Genomic DNA, 18624 nt, shown 5'->3' with positions numbered 1-18624 from the left:
CAAGCGAATGCACGGGGCGCTAGGTTATCTTTCTCCTGCTCGTTTTGCAATGAAATTTACGGACAAATCCGCAGCGTAGTGTCTACTTTCTTGACATAGGTCCAGTAGTAACGTTATTTACGGGTTTTCGCCCGTTTCGTCCTGTTTTTATCTCAAAATAGGCGAAATAGCGTCGCTGGGAATCGTTAGATTTTTTTTATGCGTAAATGAGTGGAAATAAGGCTTCTGGAGATCGCTAGACTTTCTACCTCGATCTTTGTACTTCGTTCAGGCGGTTTGGACCCTTGGGTGTCCAGGGCGCTTTTTTCTGTATATAGGAAGAATGTAACATTTAACAGTTGATTGTGATTTAATTCACTATGACTGCAAACGGATTCAGTTACAATAAAAATAGTAAATCAGGTTGCAGGAGGCTGATTCAGATGGCAACACATGCATATTATGTCCCACCCGTGAATTTAATGGGAATAGGCTGTTTGCAGGATGCAGCTCCATTGATTGAACAGATGGCTATACGCAAGGCGCTGGTGGTTACGGATCACACACTGGTCACATCCGGTGTAGTGGAGCGTGTATTGTCTATGCTGCGGACCGCAGGGGTAGACTACGTCGTATATGATGAGGTACAGCCCAATCCAACATGTCATCAGGTGCATGAAGGATTACACATTTTCCAGAAACATGGCTGTGACGCCATTATATCGATAGGCGGAGGTTCACCGCAGGATGCGGCTAAAGCGATAGGTATCGTTGCTGCGAATGGTGGACACATCCGTGAATATGAAGGATTGCATCAATCGAAATATAAATCTGTACCGCTTGTAGCTATAAACACAACAGCAGGCACTTCAAGCGAGGTCACGATGAATTATGTCATTACAGATGAGGAGAGAAAAGTGAAAATGGTAATGGTGGATAGGAACTGTCTTGTTGATCTGTCGGTAAATGATCCCGAGCTTATGCTGAATAAACCTGCCAGTCTGACCGCAGCAACCGGGATGGATGCGTTAACCCATGCGGTAGAAGCGATGGTAACCCCTGGTGGTTTTACGGTTACTAGTGCAACAGCTGCGGCGGCGGTGAAGTTAATCTTTGAATATTTGCCACGCGCGGTGAAGGATGGTACGGATCTGGAAGCCAGGGAGTATATGACCTATGCGTGTTTCCTTGGAGGTATTGCTTTTAACAATGCGGGCTTGGGTTACGTTCATGCTATGGCGCATCAATTAGGCGGTGTATACGATCTGCCACATGGCGTATGCAACGCGATGCTGCTGCCTTATGTAGAAGAGTTGAATGCCAAGCATGTGCCGGACAAATTCCGTCATATTGCCAAGGCGATTGGACTCGATGTGAAGGAACGTACGGATGAGGAATGTGCCGACTATGTGATTACAGCGATTCGCGAGCTGGCGAGGGAAGTAGGTATTCCTGAAAAATTGTCTGAGCTCGGCGTGCATAACCCTGATGTGGAGTTGCTGGCGAGCAATGCGATGAAAGATGCCTGCGCACCAGGCAATCCGTACCAGCCATCCAAGGATGAAGTCATAGACTTGTTCCGCAAAATAATCTAATCACGCTGTTATTCATTTATTTGAATCGTGCGTGCATTCGTTGAAGTCGCCAGCCTTGGCGGCTTTTTTGTCGGGTTTACGATAGCATAATGTGAAGTGAAGCCTGTATGATAAAAAAGTTAACGTAAGCTGCATTCCATATTATGATAGAGATTCGAAGGAAATCATTGTGGGATGGAGGCTGTTATGAAACAGGATTTGTTACATCTAAAAGCACCAGGCAACTGGATGAATGACCCGAACGGCTTTATATTTTATCACGGTGAATATCACCTGTTCTATCAATACTTTCCGTATGGTTTGCATTGGGGTACGATGCATTGGGGGCATGCGACCAGCCCGGATATGGTTCATTGGACGCATCATAAGATCGCTTTGTTTCCCAGCAAAGGGTATGATCGGAACGGTTGCTTCTCGGGCACAGCGTTAGAGGTGCAGGGGAAGCTGGTTTTATTTTATACAGCCGTCAGGTATGAGGTCTTCAATGAAGAGAACGTTCATGTTATCGTAAATGATCAATTCGAGTCTAGTCAGGCTTTGATCCTCTCGGAGGATGGGTATACGTTTGACAATCTGGCTTCGAAGAAACAGATTATTCCGCCAATATCGGATGTCGCATTGGGGGACCGCACACACACGCGTGATCCGAAAGTATGGAAGTTCCGGGATCAGTATTACTTGGTAATGGGCACGAAGACAGCGGATAAGCAGGGAAAGCTGCTGTTTTATACAAGCAATGATTTGATAAACTGGTCGATCGTTAACAGCTACACCAAGCCAGGCCTAGGGTACATGTGGGAATGCCCGGATATTTTCAGTCTGCCGGATCGGATAAGTGGGGAACAGCGAAATGTGCTACTGATGTCGCCGGAGGGTATTCAACCGGGGTTGTTATATCATAGTCATGCGATGTGCAGTCTGGTTTCCTTTCAGGAGGAAAGCTGTGATATCGTAATTCCTGACCAGCTGCATATGGTGGATTACGGTCAGGACCTGTATGCCCCGCAGACTAATCTGGATGAGGCAGGACGCCGGGTTATGGTAGCCTGGATGCGAATGCCAGAACCTGTAGAGAAGCCGGGAAAAGAGTCGTGGATTGGCATGATGGCACTACCGCGTGTCATCGAGGTGGAGCAGGAACATATTTATTTCCGTGTGCATCCTGAGGTGCAGCAATATTTCCAAAGCAATATCTCCTTGGAGCAGCTTGATTACGCTCAGCCTTTCCAGCTGCAAACTACGCTCCATGAGCATCACGTTCTGGATATCGGCGGTTATCGTATATGGCTGGAGGATGGCAGATTACGTACGGATCGTTCGGACGTATTTCGGGGTCTTGAGCAGTATAATCTTCACTTTCAAACGCCTGAATGGCATGGAGAGTGGCAACTTGATATTTTTGTGGACCCCAACTTGATCGAGATTTTTGTGAATCAGGGGCAGTATGTGCTGAGCAATGTGGTATATGATCTGAAAGCGTATGTGCGTTATGAGGGCGAATTGGAATGTAAAATTGGCGAGGCTTGAGCCGGAGAAATCCGGCTTTTTTAACGTGCAGCAATCTGGTAAGACAGTAGATATATTTTTACCAGAATATTACCAAAAGGATTTTAATTCATGTTTAGCGAATACATTAAATTAACAGCGGCCGGGCCAGAAATGAGTAGAAAAATGCTTGTTCTCCAGCCTGGACAGCACAATTTTTTCTAACACCGCAGTTACAGCACGTTTCCTCGATTACATTCCTGTTTAATGGGTATTAGGAGTATTTTAATACCTCTCTGTGAAACTACTTCAACGCAAGTGAAGTCGTATGCTACCGACGCTTTCTGAACGTTCAACCTTCAACAACATTAACACCTTTACCATGATCCACAGTATAAAGGCCATCAGTCATCTTCACTATTAATGGAGCAGCATTAGTACTAATATCACAACATCACCAACATCAACATCTTCGTTATCTCAAACAAAGACTTCCCGTTACATAGGAGCGATGTCTTGTTTTGTTACACATCTGTACAGCACGCTCCTAATCATAACAACCGTGTTATCACAACTGAATATTACGATTATGGGCTCTGAAATGAATCAGAATGAATGCATGTGGAGGAGGCTGTAATGATGGCAAAAAAAGAGGTTGTCGCAATGCTTCTGGCCGGAGGGCAGGGCAAACGGTTGAAAGGGTTGACGAAATCACTCGCGAAACCCGCGGTTTATTTTGGAGGAACGTATCGTATTATTGATTTTCCGCTAAGCAATTGCTCGAATTCGGGAATTGACACGGTGGGGGTTCTGACGCAGTATGAACCGCTCGTGCTGCATTCCTATATTGGGATTGGCAGTGACTGGGACCTGGACCGCAAAAATGGCGGGGTCTTCGTGCTTCCTCCCCATGAACGGGAAGATGGAAGCAATTGGTACCGGGGCACGGCTGATGCAATTTATCGCAACCTGAACTTCATTGAACAATTTGATCCCGAACATGTGCTGATTCTATCTGGAGATCATATTTATAAGATGGACTATGACAAGATGCTTCAGTATCACAAGGAAAAAAGTGCCGACTGCACCATTTCAGTGATTGATGTACCGCTGGAGGAAGCAAGCCGTTTTGGCATTTTGAATACCAATGAAGACTACAGCATCTATGAATTCGAGGAAAAACCGTCTCAGCCTCGAAGCACGCTTGCTTCCATGGGCATCTATCTCTTCAAATGGGATGTGCTGAAACGCTTCCTGATCCAGGATGAACAGCAGCCGTCCACCTCCTATGACTTTGGTAAAGACATCATTCCTTTGCTGCTTGAAAATGACAAATCCTTATTCGCCTATCCGTTTGAAGGCTACTGGAAAGACGTTGGAACGATTCGCAGTCTGTGGGAGTCCAATATGGACCTGCTGGATGAGGAGACGCCGCTGAATCTGAATGATCCGAATTGGCGTATTTTTACCCGCAACCCGAATCAGCCTGCTCAATATATATCACCTGCCGCCAAGGTGCGTAACTGCATTATCAGCGAGGGCAGCATCGTGCACGGAGAGGTGAAGCATTCTGTCCTGTTCTACGGCACCGAGGTGGGAGAGAATAGCGCCGTTATTGATTCAGTAGTTATGCCGAGAGTTCGTATTGGCCGGAACGTATCGATCCACAAAGCGATTATTTCGGAAGGTTTAGTGATACCGGATGATACCCGTATTGCACCTGCACCCGGAGACGAAAGCGATATTTTGCTGGTGGATCAGGAGGAGCTGGAGCGTCAGCTGCGCCAAGGCATTACACCCTGATCCGTTGATGAGCTCACAAATGAGTCCTTATAAAGCCTTGATGTAAACAGCTGAACATCTCTATATAAGTTGAACTATTTATTTGCACGTTAACGTAAAATTTGTTTCAAAAAGGACGGTGCGCGCGATGAAATCATTGATCGGAGTCATTAACCTGGACCATGAACTTGAAGAATTGAAGGAATTAACGTATTTTCGCTGCGGAGCTGCGGTCCCTTATGCGGGGCGTTACCGTCTGATTGATTTTGTCTTGTCCAACATGATGAATGCAGGTATTGAGAGCATTGGTGTGTTTGTCCGCCGTAAATATCGCTCGCTGATGGACCATCTGGGAGATGGCAAGCCGTGGGACCTGGACCGCAAGCACGGCGGCATGTTTATTCTTCCCCCGGATTGGAATGATCCGACCGATACCTCGCAGGGAGACCTGCAGCATTTTCATAATAATCTGGATTTCTTCCACAGAGGTGCCGGGCAGTACGTCGTTCACGCGGGCAGCCGGCATGTGACCAAAGCCGATCTTCAGGATGTCTACCAGCATCATATCCGTTCGGGAGCGGACGTAACACTGGTTTGCAAAAAAGTAGACCAACTGCTGCCTGAGCATGAAGCCTGCATCAAAGTCGATCACGATGAACACGGCAATGTGGTGGACATTCACCAATGTGCGGACCATACGAATATATATACGGAGATTTTTATTATGGAAAAAGGGCTGTTCCTCAAGCAGGTGCAGCGCTGCATCGAGCATGGTGAGACACATTTCTTCCGTGACGCGATTCAGAAAAATCCGAGCGGTCTGAAGATTGCGGCTTATGCCTACGAAGGATATCATGCCGTTATTAATTCCATCGACAGCTACTATCGCAACAGTATGGACCTGCTGAATACAGGGCAGTACGACCAGCTGTTCAAGGAAGATCCGGTGCAAACCAAGATCAAATATGAAGCTCCTGCCAAATATCTGGAGTCGGCTGATGTGAAACACTCTTTGCTTGCCAACGGCTGCATCGTTGGCGGCGAGGTTCAGGACAGCATCCTGTTCCGGGGTGTGCACGTGGCCAAGGGAGCGAGGATCAAGGGCTCGATCATTATGCAGAAATGTTACATCGGCGAGGGAACTGTGCTGGAAAACGTTATTCTGGACAAAGATGTGAAGCTGACGGGCGGGCAGACGTTAATCGGTGACCCGTCGAAGCCGTATATTTTGGCAAAAAGCACTATTATTTAAAACAAAACCTTATCCGATATCATCTATAACTATATATAAAAATAAAATCCTGCGGGTAAATTTTCAGGTTCGTGCGTTATAAAGGTACTCTGAGTTTCAAGTTCCTGCCAACGTGAAGCGTAGTGCAGGTGACGAAATCGATTCTGGAGAAGCGAAGATCGAAAGAACGATTCGTAACCGGAACGGTCACTTTGCAGAAACGCCAGTGTACTTAACGCCATGAACCGCTCTAAACTCGCAAGATTTCACCGGGAGGAACCTACTTTTGTTTGACAACAAGGAAACGTTCAAGTCGATCTTTCAACGGAATCTCGTCAGCAAACTGGGCAAACCGATTGAAGAAGCTACGAAGGAAGACGTGTACCACGTGCTCGGCAGCATGATTCGTGAATATGTAGGCCAGGACTGGGCAGTCTCGAATCAGGGATTCAAGAAACGTCAGGATAAACAGGTGTATTACTTCTCGCTGGAATTTCTGATTGGACGACTGCTCGGCAACAATCTGTTGAACGTGAATGAGCTGGAGCTGGTCCGTGACAGTCTGGCTGAGCTGGGCTTCTCACTGGAATGTATTGAAGAGCAGGAGTCGGATGCAGGTCTGGGTAATGGTGGTCTTGGACGACTCGCAGCCTGTTTTCTTGATTCCCTGGCCTCGCTTGGTTATGCGGGACATGGATGCGGTATCCGGTACAAATACGGGTTGTTTGAGCAGAAAATTATTAATGGCAATCAGGTAGAACTGCCGGATAACTGGCTGGAAAAGGGCAATGAGTGGGAAGTCCGGCGTGCAGACAAGAAGGTAGAAGTGCAGTTCTGGGGCCGGGTCGAGACGTATGAACAGGATGGACGGTACCATTTTGTAACGAAGGATGCCGAATCGGTCATTGCTGTGCCTTACGATGTGCCTGTCATCGGTTATGGTCATCCTCATGTCAACACATTACGCCTCTGGAGCGCTGAACCGAAGCGTGAAACCTCGATGGATACACCGTCGAATTATTATGGTTATCTTGATTACAGTCGTTCGGTAGAATCTATCTCCGAATTTTTGTACCCGGATGATTCCCAGTATGAAGGCAAGCTGCTGCGTTTGAAGCAGCAATATTTTATGTGCTCGGCTGGTGTTCAGAGTGCAATTCGTACATTTAACAAGCTGGGGCTGCCTTACGACCGTCTGCCAGACAAAGCGGCGTTTCATATCAATGACACCCATCCGACACTGGTCATTCCTGAACTGATGCGGATTCTGATGGACGAGAAGGGTTGTGGCTGGGATGAGGCGTGGCATATTACCACACGAACCGTGTCCTATACAAATCACACAACGCTTAGTGAGGCGCTGGAAAAATGGCCTGTGTCCATGATCAGCAAGCTGCTTCCACGGATCTATATGATTATCGAAGAGATCAATAAACGCTTCTGTGGTATGCTGCTGGATCGTTATCCGGGGGATTCGGATCGGGTTGAGCATATGGCAATTATTGCGAATGATCAGGTTCGCATGGCTCACCTCGCCATCGTGGGGAGTCATAGCGTGAACGGTGTAGCCGCGCTGCACACGGAGATTTTGAAGGAGCGTGAGATGGCGCCTTTTTACGCCCTGTACCCGGAGCGCTTTAACAACAAAACCAATGGCATTACACACCGCCGCTGGTTAATGCATGCCAATCCAAAGCTGGCGAGTCTCATTACAGAAACGATCGGCAATGAATGGGTTACCGAGCCGGGCAGACTGGAGCAGCTGGCAGGTTATGCGAATCAGGCCTCCTTCCAGGAGCAGTTCCGTGCGATCAAACGCGACAATAAAAATCGCCTGGCGGCATACATTCTCGATCATACCGGAACGGCGGTTGACCCGGATTCGGTGTTTGACGTACAGGTGAAAAGGCTGCATGGTTACAAAAGGCAGCTGCTGAACATTTTGCATGTGATGCATCTGTATAACAAGCTGAAGCGAGATGCTTCGTTTGATATGGTGCCGCGAACCTTTATCTTTGGAGCCAAGGCAGCGCCGAGTTATTATTTTGCCAAAAAAATTATCAAGCTCATTAATACAGTGGCGGACACGGTGAACCGCGATGCAGCGGTGAATGATCGATTAAAGGTCTTTTTCCTCGAAAATTATTCCGTTTCACTGGCCGAGAAGATTATTCCGGCGGCTGATGTGAGTGAACAGATCTCGACGGCGGGCAAGGAAGCGTCGGGTACAGGCAACATGAAGTTCATGATGAACGGTGCGTTAACGATCGGCACGATGGACGGCGCGAATGTAGAGATGGCAGAGCAGGTGGGCGAAGAAAATATGTTCATCTATGGTCTGCGCGCGGATGAAGTGCTGGAGTATTATCGCACGGGCAGCTATCGGCCAAGCGAGATTGTCGAGCAGGATGAGCGCATCCGTGAGGTCGTGGAGCAGCTGGTGCACCCGGGCGCATTCTGTTATCGGGATGGGGAGTTCTGGGATATTTATGATTCGCTGCTTGCCCATGGAGATGAATATTTTGTACTGCGTGATTTCGCGGCCTATGCGGATGCACATGCGGCCATTGATCTGGCCTACCGGGATGTTCCGGGCTGGACCCGCAAGGCCGTGTTAAATACAGCACATTCAGGCATTTTCTCTAGCGACCGCACGATTAGCGAGTATGCTACAGACATATGGGGCATTCAGCCAGTGTCGGGGTATTGGAGAGGTTAGCTGTAAAAGTTTCAAAAGGAAATCTGTTCTCTCTTGTTCAATGTCTGCATCCTGTGGTTAGCCAAGACTGCCGCAGGAAGCAGCTGCGGACAAGAGATTTTTTGCTATACGCTTAGGTAATGTGACCAGTTCTCCACGACTTGCTGTGGTCACCATTTGAACAAAGCAAGGATCGTCCCCATACAGTGAGCAAGTTCGCATTCAGCATCAAAAAAAGCTCGGGTATTCCAGTCATACTAATTGAAGGAACAGACCAGTAATTACATAAGTACATATTCTATTTAGGAACAGGAGATGTAAATGTTATGGATCATTACTCACGTATTCAGCTAGCCATTGAACATCTGGAAGCACATCTGCATGAACCTTTTAATATGAAGGAGGCAGCAGCAGCAGCGAGTTTTTCGGCGTTTCATTTTCAACGATTGTTTCAGGCGATAACCGGTTTTACTGTGCTGGAATATGTGCGCAAACGCAGGTTAACAGAGGCGGCTTCTGCGCTGCGGCATACGGCGATGGGGGTGCTGGAGATTGCTTTGAATCATGGGTACCAGTCTCAGGAAGCTTTTACCCGGGCCTTTGATGCTCACTTTGGAACGACACCAGCCCGTTTTCGGAAAACGGAAGAACTTGCTGCCGAGGCACAGATGCAGTGCAGCATCGATTTTAACGAATTCCGCTCACAGCTCGGCACTGCGTTCCATATGAACCCGCCGCGTCTAGTTACATTGGAGCCGATCCGCATCACAGGTTACGAATATCAGACACATCTGAACGGTGAGCAGTATTACGGGGAAATTCCGGGATTCTATCATGAGTTTGGTCGTGAGCAAAGGTTCATGAGCATTCCTGATCGGCTTCGCCCGGATATGGCGTACGGGGTTGCAACTCATTTTCAGGAGAATGGCGCATTTTCGTTTATTGTAGGGGAGGAGAGCGGTGGAAGGAATGAATCTCTGGAATCTTTCGCTCTTGAGCCCGGATACACCAGCCTGGAGATTCCGGGCGGATTGTATGCCGAGTTTATAACCGAAGGCGCCGAGCAGAACGTGCGCAGAATGATCTATGGCAGCTGGCTGCCTGCATCCAAATACGAGCGCCGCGAAGGGCCGGATTTTGAAGTGACGGATGTGTGGAAATCAACACCGGAGCGGCTGGATATGAATATATATATTCCGTTAAAATAGATGTTCCGGGAGTTAAGATTCGAAGCGGATCGCTTGATGCGATGAGGTTTCGGATCTTTTTTGCGTATGAACCGGGTTCGGGTGTTTACAAGGGTTTCTTTTCGGATAAAACATAGTAACGGGTGAATTACTTCACAAGAGACGAAAGCGAGGTGGGCATTATCGTTTGGTGGAAGGAAAGTGTCGTATATCAAATTTACCCGAGCAGCTTCAAGGATGCTGACGGTGATGGTTATGGCGATTTGCAGGGAGTCTATGAGAAGCTGGATTATCTGGAGAAGCTCGGCGTGGATGTAATCTGGCTGTGTCCGATATATGATTCACCAGGTCATGATAACGGTTACGATATTCGTGATTATTATGCTATTTTACGAAAATACGGTACGATGGAAGATTTCGACCGTCTGCTTGCCGAGGCACATCGGCGTGGGCTCAAAATTATGATGGATCTTGTGCGTAATCACACGTCGGATGAACATGCCTGGTTTGCCGAATCTCGTTCCTCGAGAACAAACGCGAGGCGTGATTATTACATCTGGCGTTCAGGTAAAAACGGGCAGGTGCCAAACAACTGGGAGTCTTATTTTGGAGGCTCGGTGTGGAAGCATGACCCGGAAACCAATGAATATTATCTGCATCTGTACTCGGAGCATCAGCCCGATCTGAACTGGAACAACCCGGAGATGGCGGAAGAGATGTATGAGATGGTGCATTGGTGGCTGGAAAAAGGGGTGGACGGCTTCCGCTTCGATGCAGTGGCTCATATCGCCAAGGCAGATGGTTTGCCAAGTGCCCACAACCCGAACAATCTGCCTGTGGTGCAGGCGTATGAGCTTTTTTCCAATCTGGAGCAAGTACACGCCATCCTGCGCAAGCTGAACAACATGATTCTCAAGCCGTATGGACCGATGACCGTAGGGGAAACCTCGGGGCTTGGACCTGAGCAGGCTTTGGCTTATGTGGGTACAGATCGGGATGAATTAAACATGGTGTTTCAGTTCGAGCATATGTTCATTGATGCCCGCTCTTCCGGCATTGGCAAATGGAATTACAAGCCATGGAAGCTGACCGAGTTAAAAGAAATTATGAGTCGCTGGCAGACAGTGCTGCATGGCCGGGGCTGGAATGCCAATTATATGGGCAATCATGATCAGCCGCGCCCGGTGTCGCGTTTTGGAGATGATGGAAAATACAGAGTACGCTCGGCTCAGATGCTGGCAACGTGGATGTTAACCCTGGAAGGCACGCCATACATCTATCAGGGGGAAGAGATTGGCATGACCAATGTGGCTTTCCCGGATATCGAGCAGTACCGGGATATCGAAACGAAAAATTATTACAATCACTATATAGGGCAAGGGAAATCCAAACATGAAGTCATGGAGGCCATCTGGCTGAAAAGCCGGGACAATGCCCGTACACCCATGCAGTGGGATGACTCGAAACACGCAGGTTTTACGACAGGCGATCCGTGGATTGAAGTAAACGGCAATTATGCCGGGATTAATGTCGCGGAAGCGGAAAGTGATCCGCATTCCATTTTGCAGTATTACCGCAAATTGATTGCGCTTCGCAAACAGCATCAGGTTCTGATCTATGGAGCTTACGAGCTGCTGTTGCCGGACCACCCGGAGATTTATGCGTATACGCGTACTCTGGAAGAGGAAGTGTGGCTGATTGTGATGAACTTTAGTCCTAACGAGCCCGAAATGGCTTGGCCGGAGGGCTGGAATGCAGAAGAGGCCAAATGCATGATGTGTAACGTCAGCAGGCGTTATTCAACCGACGAAGGAGCTATGTTGCTGCAGCCATATGAAGCAAGGGTGTATCGCAAGGGAAGAGCGAGCGGGGATTAATCAAACGGGTCAGGGTGCAGCCCATTCCGATGATCTGTTGCTCTGCTTCTCTTGCACTGGGCGCATGATGAATTAGCTGACACACAGCTCATACCAGTAGGACAGTTTTGCGTATGCGAAGTGTTGTGAATTATAATTAATTTAAAAATATATTCGAATATAAGTTGAAATTTTTGTTCACACAGATACGGAGAGGACAGAAAAAACCTGGAAAAGCGGAGCGATCACCTTTATCACCGGATTTTTCCCTTTAGAAAAGGGAATCCAAAAAATCTGGGGATAACAGCGATTGGAAGGTTATTCTGTCATCGAAGTAGAAAATGTGAACAACGTTAATTCAACTTATATAGATGTCAGGAGGAACCTGAATTGTTGAACATTACGTATCACGGACACTCCAGTGTGCAGCTGGGCACAGAAGAAAAGTCGCTCATTATTGATCCTTTCCTGCGTGGTAATGAGCTTGCGGTGGTTAAACCGGAAGATATCAAGACAGATGTGGTGCTGTTAACCCATGCACATATGGATCACATTCTGGATGCTGAACCGATTGCCAAAGCCAATGAGGCCAAGGTCGTGGCGATTGTAGAACTGGCTACATATATGTCGTGGAAAGGACTGGATACCATTGGCATGAATATGGGCGGCACAGTCGATCTTGACTTTGCCAAAGCAAAAATGATTCAGGCCTTCCATACATCCGGCATTGTGCTGGAAGAGGAGCAGCGGATCATGTATGCGGGGCTTCCCGCCGGATTTATTATCGATATTGGTGGCAAAACGGTGCTTCATGCCGGAGATACAAGTCTCTTCGGCGATATGAAAATGATCGGGGACCGTCACAACATTGATGTGGCTTTCCTGCCGATTGGCGGACATTATACGATGGGGCCCGAGGATGCACTGCAGGCGGCAGAATGGTTTAATGCCAAGCTGACCATTCCTGTTCACTATGACACCTTCCCTGCCATTCGTCAGGACGCAGAGCAATTTGTGCAGCAGCTCGCTGCCAGAGGGCTGGAGGGACGTGTGATGGCACCGGGGGACTCCATTTCCCTGTAAGAAGGAAGCAGATTTGAGGCCAGTTCCATCATTATAAAAATTATAAAAGGCGAATGATGCGTCAAGAAAGATGATGCGTCATTCGCTTTTTTTGTGCTGAGCACTCAATTTTGAGGGTGATTCTTGGTCATCATCACAAAATGAACGAAATGACATTGTAGCTTGGAAGACGGTAATGATATAAAAAGTTACACGGAAACCAACCGGAGATCCGAAACGATTGCAAACGGGGGAGCGCTTATGACTTTTATGAAATCTTTATTTTTTCAGATCATTGCAGCAGTAATCATAGGTATTGGAGTAGGTATTCTGTGGCCCGATCTGGGAAGTCTTCTGCAACCCTTGGGTACAGGCTTTATCAAATTAATCAAGATGCTGATTGCACCGTTAATTTTTATGGTCATCGTTACAGGTATCGCCAAAATGGGCGATCTGAAGTCTGTTGGCCGAATCGGGCTTAAAGCGATTCTGTGGTTCGAGCTTGCTACAACGGTTGCGCTGGTGCTTGGTTTATGCACAGCCAACCTGCTTCGTCCGGGGGCGGGAATGAATGTAGATCCGGCCACCATTGACGCCAGCGGAATTGAAGCCAAAACGAAGGGATCCGAGCTTCCGCACACGGTTGATTTCATTATGAACATTATTCCAACAAGTGTCGTGGATGCCTTTGCCCAGAATGCGCTGCTGCAAGTGCTGCTTGTTGCTTGTATGTTCGGGGTTGCCTTGGCAGCCACAGAGAGTAAGGCCAAGGAGAATGTACTGAATCTGGTGGAGCAGCTGCTTGGTATCGTGTTTCGGATGATCGGTTACATTATGAAGCTGGCCCCGGTAGGCGCTTTTGGTGCAATGGCCTACACCGTGGGTGCATATGGGGCCTCAACCCTTTCATCCTTTGGACTGTTAATATTGGCTTGTTATGGTGCTGCTCTGTTGTTCCTGTTGCTGTTAGCGCTGGCTGCCTGGTGGATTACGGGGCTGAACTTTATGCAGTTTGTCCGATACACCCGTTCGGAAGTGATGCTTGCGATTGGAACAGGCTCTTCGGAAGTGGTGATGCCGCGTATGATGGATAAGCTGACGAAGGCGGGGTGTGACCGTGCAGTGGTTGGACTGGTGGTGCCTACGGGATACTCATTTAATCTGGATGGGGCTTCCATCTATCTATCGCTAGCGACGGTATTTGTAGCGCAGGCTGTCGGTATTGATCTGACCTTGGGGCAGGAGATCACCATTTTGCTGGTGCTGATGCTAAGCTCGAAAGGCATGGCGGGTGTTCCCGGTTCAGCGTTTCTTGCTCTGTCCGCTACTGCGGCGGCAGTGAATGCTTTCCCGGTTGCAGCAGTAGCTCTGCTGCTTGGAGCAGACCGCTTTATGGATACGATGCGTGTTTTCACGAACCTGATGGGCAACTGTGTAGCGACCTTTGTAGTTGCCAGATGGGAAGGACTGCTGGATCAGAAACGGATGCGTGCTGTGCTCTCCGGCGAGATTAGCGCCGCTGAACTGGAAGCAGAAGAAAAGGCTGAACGATCCGCTTTAAAACTGAATCTTCGAGAGAAGCAGAGCCAATCTCTGGCGGCACCCGAGGTGCTGTAAGTGTTATTGTTCTACCGTCTGAATAACCGGAATTAATCCGGGGAAACAGGCGGTTTTTTTTGCGATGTAATACACATATCATGGAGTTTGCGAAACGAATTACCGAAAAAATGTTACAGCCAAAACATTAATGGGGAATGAGTAGAAGAGAAGAAGAACAATCATATTTACGGTTCAACTTGTATATACATGTTTAGTTATGTAATATAGATGATGAAAATAGCCGAGTAAGCTGGTTAGAGCAATACAACATATTGGAGGCGTTAACATGAGTTCGAAGAATACAGAGCCATCATCGTGGTGGAAGCGGTCTACGGTGTATCAGGTGTATCCGAAGAGCTTCAACGATACAACAGGATCAGGGACTGGCGACATTCGCGGTTTGACTGAGAAGCTGGATTATTTGCAGCATCTGGGGATTGACATTGTCTGGCTTCAGCCAGTCTATGTATCTCCGCAGCGGGATAACGGATATGACGTTGCGGACTACTATCGAATTAATCCGGACTATGGCACGATGGAGGATTTCGATGAATTGCTCGCAGCATTAAAGGCACGTGATATGAAGCTGATGATTGATATCGTGGTGAATCATTCCTCCACAGACCATGAATGGTTCAAGCAGTCGCGGTCATCCAGGGACAATGCTTATCGGGATTATTACATTTGGAGAGACCCAGCGCCGGACGGCGGTGTACCGAACAACTGGCAATCCAAATTCGGCGGGCCGGCCTGGCAGTATGATGAGCAGACCGGACAGTATTTTCTGACCTTGTTCGATCAAACGCAGGCGGACCTCAACTGGGAAAATGAAGAAGTTCGCCGGGCTGTGCGCGATATGATCAAATTCTGGGTGGAAAAAGGAGTAGATGGCTTCCGAATGGATGTCATCAACCTGATCTCCAAGGATCAGCGTTTCCCTGATGACGATGGAAGCGTGCCGCCAGGGGATGGTCGCAGGTTCTACACGGATGGACCACGTGTGCATGAGTATATTACGGAAATGTATGAGGATGTGTTTGGGCCTTATAACATGGTGACCGTGGGGGAGATGTCTTCAACGACGCTGGAGCACTGTATACGTTATTCCAACCCGGACTCGAGAGAATTTTCGATGACCTTTAACTTCCATCATCTCAAGGTGGATTATCCGAACGGGCAGAAATGGGAGCTGATGCCTTACGATTTCGAGGCGATGAAGCAGCTGTTCAGTGAATGGCAGACAGGCATGCAGGCGGGTGGTGGCTGGAACGCTTTATTTTTAAACAATCATGATCAACCACGTGCGTTGTCCCGATTCGCAGATGATGGGGAATATCGTGCAGAGAGCGCCAAAATGCTGGCGACAACGCTGCATGGTCTGCAAGGTACGCCATATGTCTACCAGGGTGAAGAGATTGGTATGCCCAACCCGGTCTGGAAGGATACCAGCGAGTTCCGCGATATTGAATCCACGAATATGATTCGTTTGCTTCAGGAAGAGCGGGGTAAATCAGCCGAAGAAGCTTTTCAGATCGTGAAGGAGCGATCCCGGGATAATTCGCGGACGCCAATGCAGTGGGATAATAGCACTAATGCCGGTTTCACCACAGGCACACCATGGCTCAAGGTGGATGAGAGATATCCATTCATTAACGTGAAGGATCAGATGGCCGACCCGAATTCCGTTTATCATCACTACCGGAAGCTGATTGCGCTGCGCAAAGAGGTGAATGTTCTGACGGATGGACTGTACGAACGTCTGGATGATGCTCACCCGGAGGTATTTGCTTACGCCCGTACAAACGGAAAAGAAACGTTAATCGTTGTCTCGAATTTTCGTAAACAGGATACCGTTTTCCACTTGCCTGATACCGTCTGGACTGATCATATTGCGGGTAAACGTCCTGAACTGCTTGTCGGAAATACCGAGGCAAAGCCTCACCTAACTCAGGACATTACGCTCAGCCCGTATGCTTCTTATATGTGGCTGGTACAGCAGTAGCATGAGCAGCGTCAGCAGCAATACATTCCATTTTATAAAATAGGAAGTGACACTATGGCAATTGATAAAAAACAGGTCGAAGAGATCGTGCGTGCCGTTGGTGGCAAAGAAAACATTGAGGCGGCAACCCATTGTGTAACACGACTTCGGTTTGCTTTGTACGACGAGGATAAGGTAGACACAGAACTGCTTGATCAGAATGAGCTGGTCAAAGGGCAGTTCTCTTCACAAGGTCAATTTCAGGTTGTTATCGGCCCAGGACTCGTGGATAAAGTGTATGATGAGATGATTCAGATTACGGGCGGGGAGCGTTCCTCCAAGGATGAAGTGAAGGCGGCTGCTGGCAAAAAGCAAAATCCGCTGCAGCGTGCGATCAAAACGCTTTCGGACATTTTCATTCCGATCCTGCCGGCCATTATCACCGCGGGTCTGCTGCTTGGAATAAACAACATTTTGACAGGCCCGGGCATATTCTTTGATGGCAAATCTTTGGTGGATGTGTATCCGGCCTGGAAAGACTTTGCCTCCATGATCAACACGATTGCAAGCACAGCCTTTACGTTCCTGCCAGCTCTGATCGGCTGGTCAGCCGTGACAAGGTTCGGCGGCAGTCCGCTGCTTGGCATCGTGCTGGGTCTCATCCTGGTTCATCCCGATCTGCTGAGTGCTTATGGCTACGCTAATGCGGTGAACGAAGGTACGGTTCCGACCTGGAATCTGTTTGGCTGGGAGATTGAGAAGATCGGGTATCAGGGTCAGGTGCTGCCTGTGCTGGTATCGGCGTACCTGCTTGCCAAGATGGAGATTTTCCTCAACAAAAGGGTGCATGATTCGATCAAACTGCTGGTTGTCGCACCCGTGACTTTGCTGGTTACCGGATTTTTGGCCTTTACGATTATCGGCCCGGTTACGTTTGCCATTGCAAACGCGATCACATCTGGCCTGATCTACATCTATGATTCATATGCTGCGCTCGGTGGTCTGATCTATGGTGGTCTGTATGCACTGCTTGTTATTACAGGGATGCACCATACGTTCCTTGCCGTCGATGTGCAGTTGATTGGCAGCCAGGGCGGTACATTCCTGTGGCCGATGCTGGCTTTATCCAATATCGCACAAGGCTCCGCAGCGCTTGCGATGATGCTGGTGCTGCGTGAGAAAAAAATGAGAGGGCTTGCGGCAACCTCTTCCGTATCCGCTTTCCTGGGGGTGACGGAGCCAGCGATCTTTGGTGTGAATATTCGTTATCGCTATCCGTTTATCTTTGGTATGGTCGGTTCGGCAATCGGCGGGGTACTGCTTACGATGAATAATGTTCAGGCCACATCGATCGGCGTAGGGGGTGTGCCTGGTTTCCTGTCCATTTTCCCGGATAAATGGGGTGTCTTCTTCATCGGTATGGCGATTGTTCTGGTCGTGCCATTCCTGCTGACAGTTGTTTTTGGACGGGCGAGGCTGAGAAAAGAAGACCGGCTTGCTGCGAACGGAGAAACTGCCGAAGTACAAGGAAATAACGCTGTGTCCGCAGAGACAGCAGCTGGAACAGAGACGGCTGAGCGCAATCGTACAACTGGGCGAGCAGGGCATGAACCCGTAAACACGCTTGAAATCATCGCGCCTTTGACAGGTAGAGCCGTACCGCTTGCAGATGTCCCTGATCCGGCATTTGCCGAGAAACAGATGGGTGAGGGAATAGCGATTGAACCTTCGGGTAATCAGGTGGTTGCACCCTTTGATGCACAGGTCGCGCATGTCATCAAAAGCAAGCATGCAGTCATTCTGGAGCATGCCAGCGGTCTGCAGATTTTGATTCATGTCGGCATTAATACCGTATCTCTGAAAGGGGAAGGATTTGTTATGCATGTGGAGACGGGCGATCGCGTGAGAGCAGGGCAGAAGCTGCTTGAATTTGATCGTAAAGTTATTGAAGATGCGGGATATCCACTCATCACACCTGTAATTATTCCAGACGGTCAGGATATGGTGGAACGGGTTGAGACTTTGACAGGGGATGTCACTTCCGGCCAGAGTGATGTATTGAAGGTGCATTTGAAAGGGTAAGCATTATCTAGCTTTTATCGAAAAGGAAAAGGAGCTGTGATCATTCGCAGTTCCTTTTGTTGTTTGAGTGTTATTTTCCGAAGATAT

At 48.4% G+C, this 18624-nt stretch carries 11 protein-coding genes; all 11 read left to right on the top strand.

The annotated features are described in order from the left end of the window. The first annotated feature begins 422 nt into the window (after positions 1-422). The 11 genes from IEW26_RS10700 to treP all read left to right on the top strand — a co-directional run bounded on the left by IEW26_RS10700 (position 423) and on the right by treP (position 18537). Positions 423-1574 (top strand): iron-containing alcohol dehydrogenase, encoded by a 1152-nt coding sequence (locus IEW26_RS10700; RefSeq protein WP_188592361.1) that lies wholly within the window; start codon positions 423-425, stop codon positions 1572-1574. Between the two features lie 186 nt (positions 1575-1760). Next, complete coding sequence (locus tag IEW26_RS10695; RefSeq protein ID WP_188592360.1) at positions 1761-3101, top strand: glycoside hydrolase family 32 protein; 1341 nt, start codon at positions 1761-1763, stop codon at positions 3099-3101. Between the two features lie 597 nt (positions 3102-3698). After that, positions 3699-4862, top strand: coding sequence for a glucose-1-phosphate adenylyltransferase (locus IEW26_RS10690; protein ID WP_308423459.1), 1164 nt, complete (start codon positions 3699-3701; stop codon positions 4860-4862). A gap of 127 nt (positions 4863-4989) precedes the next feature. Then, positions 4990-6093 (top strand): glucose-1-phosphate adenylyltransferase subunit GlgD, encoded by a 1104-nt coding sequence (gene glgD, locus IEW26_RS10685; protein ID WP_188592358.1) that lies wholly within the window; start codon positions 4990-4992, stop codon positions 6091-6093. Positions 6094-6358: 265 nt separating this feature from the next. Continuing rightward, positions 6359-8791, top strand: a complete 2433-nt coding sequence (locus IEW26_RS10680) for a glycogen/starch/alpha-glucan phosphorylase (RefSeq protein ID WP_188592357.1) — start codon at positions 6359-6361, stop codon at positions 8789-8791. A gap of 305 nt (positions 8792-9096) precedes the next feature. Continuing rightward, a complete protein-coding gene (locus tag IEW26_RS10675) occupies positions 9097-9978 on the top strand; it encodes an AraC family transcriptional regulator (RefSeq protein ID WP_188592356.1) in 882 nt (293 codons plus the stop codon). A 152-nt stretch (positions 9979-10130) separates the two neighbouring features. Continuing rightward, the gene (locus IEW26_RS10670; RefSeq protein ID WP_188592355.1) at positions 10131-11834 is read left to right on the top strand and encodes a glycoside hydrolase family 13 protein; all 1704 of its coding nucleotides are present in this window, start codon (positions 10131-10133) and stop codon (positions 11832-11834) included. A 369-nt stretch (positions 11835-12203) separates the two neighbouring features. Further along, the gene (locus IEW26_RS10665; protein WP_145402584.1) at positions 12204-12896 is read left to right on the top strand and encodes a metal-dependent hydrolase; all 693 of its coding nucleotides are present in this window, start codon (positions 12204-12206) and stop codon (positions 12894-12896) included. A 240-nt stretch (positions 12897-13136) separates the two neighbouring features. Continuing rightward, positions 13137-14492: a C4-dicarboxylate transporter DctA gene (gene dctA, locus IEW26_RS10660; protein ID WP_188592354.1), complete on the top strand. Its 1356-nt coding sequence runs from the start codon at positions 13137-13139 to the stop codon at positions 14490-14492. Positions 14493-14760: 268 nt separating this feature from the next. Beyond that, entirely contained in the window at positions 14761-16476 is a 1716-nt protein-coding gene (gene treC, locus IEW26_RS10655; RefSeq protein WP_188592353.1) for an alpha,alpha-phosphotrehalase, read from the top strand. Between the two features lie 54 nt (positions 16477-16530). Then, complete coding sequence (treP, locus tag IEW26_RS10650; RefSeq protein ID WP_188592352.1) at positions 16531-18537, top strand: PTS system trehalose-specific EIIBC component; 2007 nt, start codon at positions 16531-16533, stop codon at positions 18535-18537. Positions 18538-18624: the final 87 nt, after the last annotated feature.

The sequence above is a fragment of the Paenibacillus silvae genome, from assembly GCF_014639235.1.
In the GTDB taxonomy this organism is placed as follows: Bacteria; Bacillota; Bacilli; order Paenibacillales; family Paenibacillaceae; genus Paenibacillus; species Paenibacillus silvae.
This window is presented reverse-complemented; position numbering and strand designations above follow the sequence as displayed.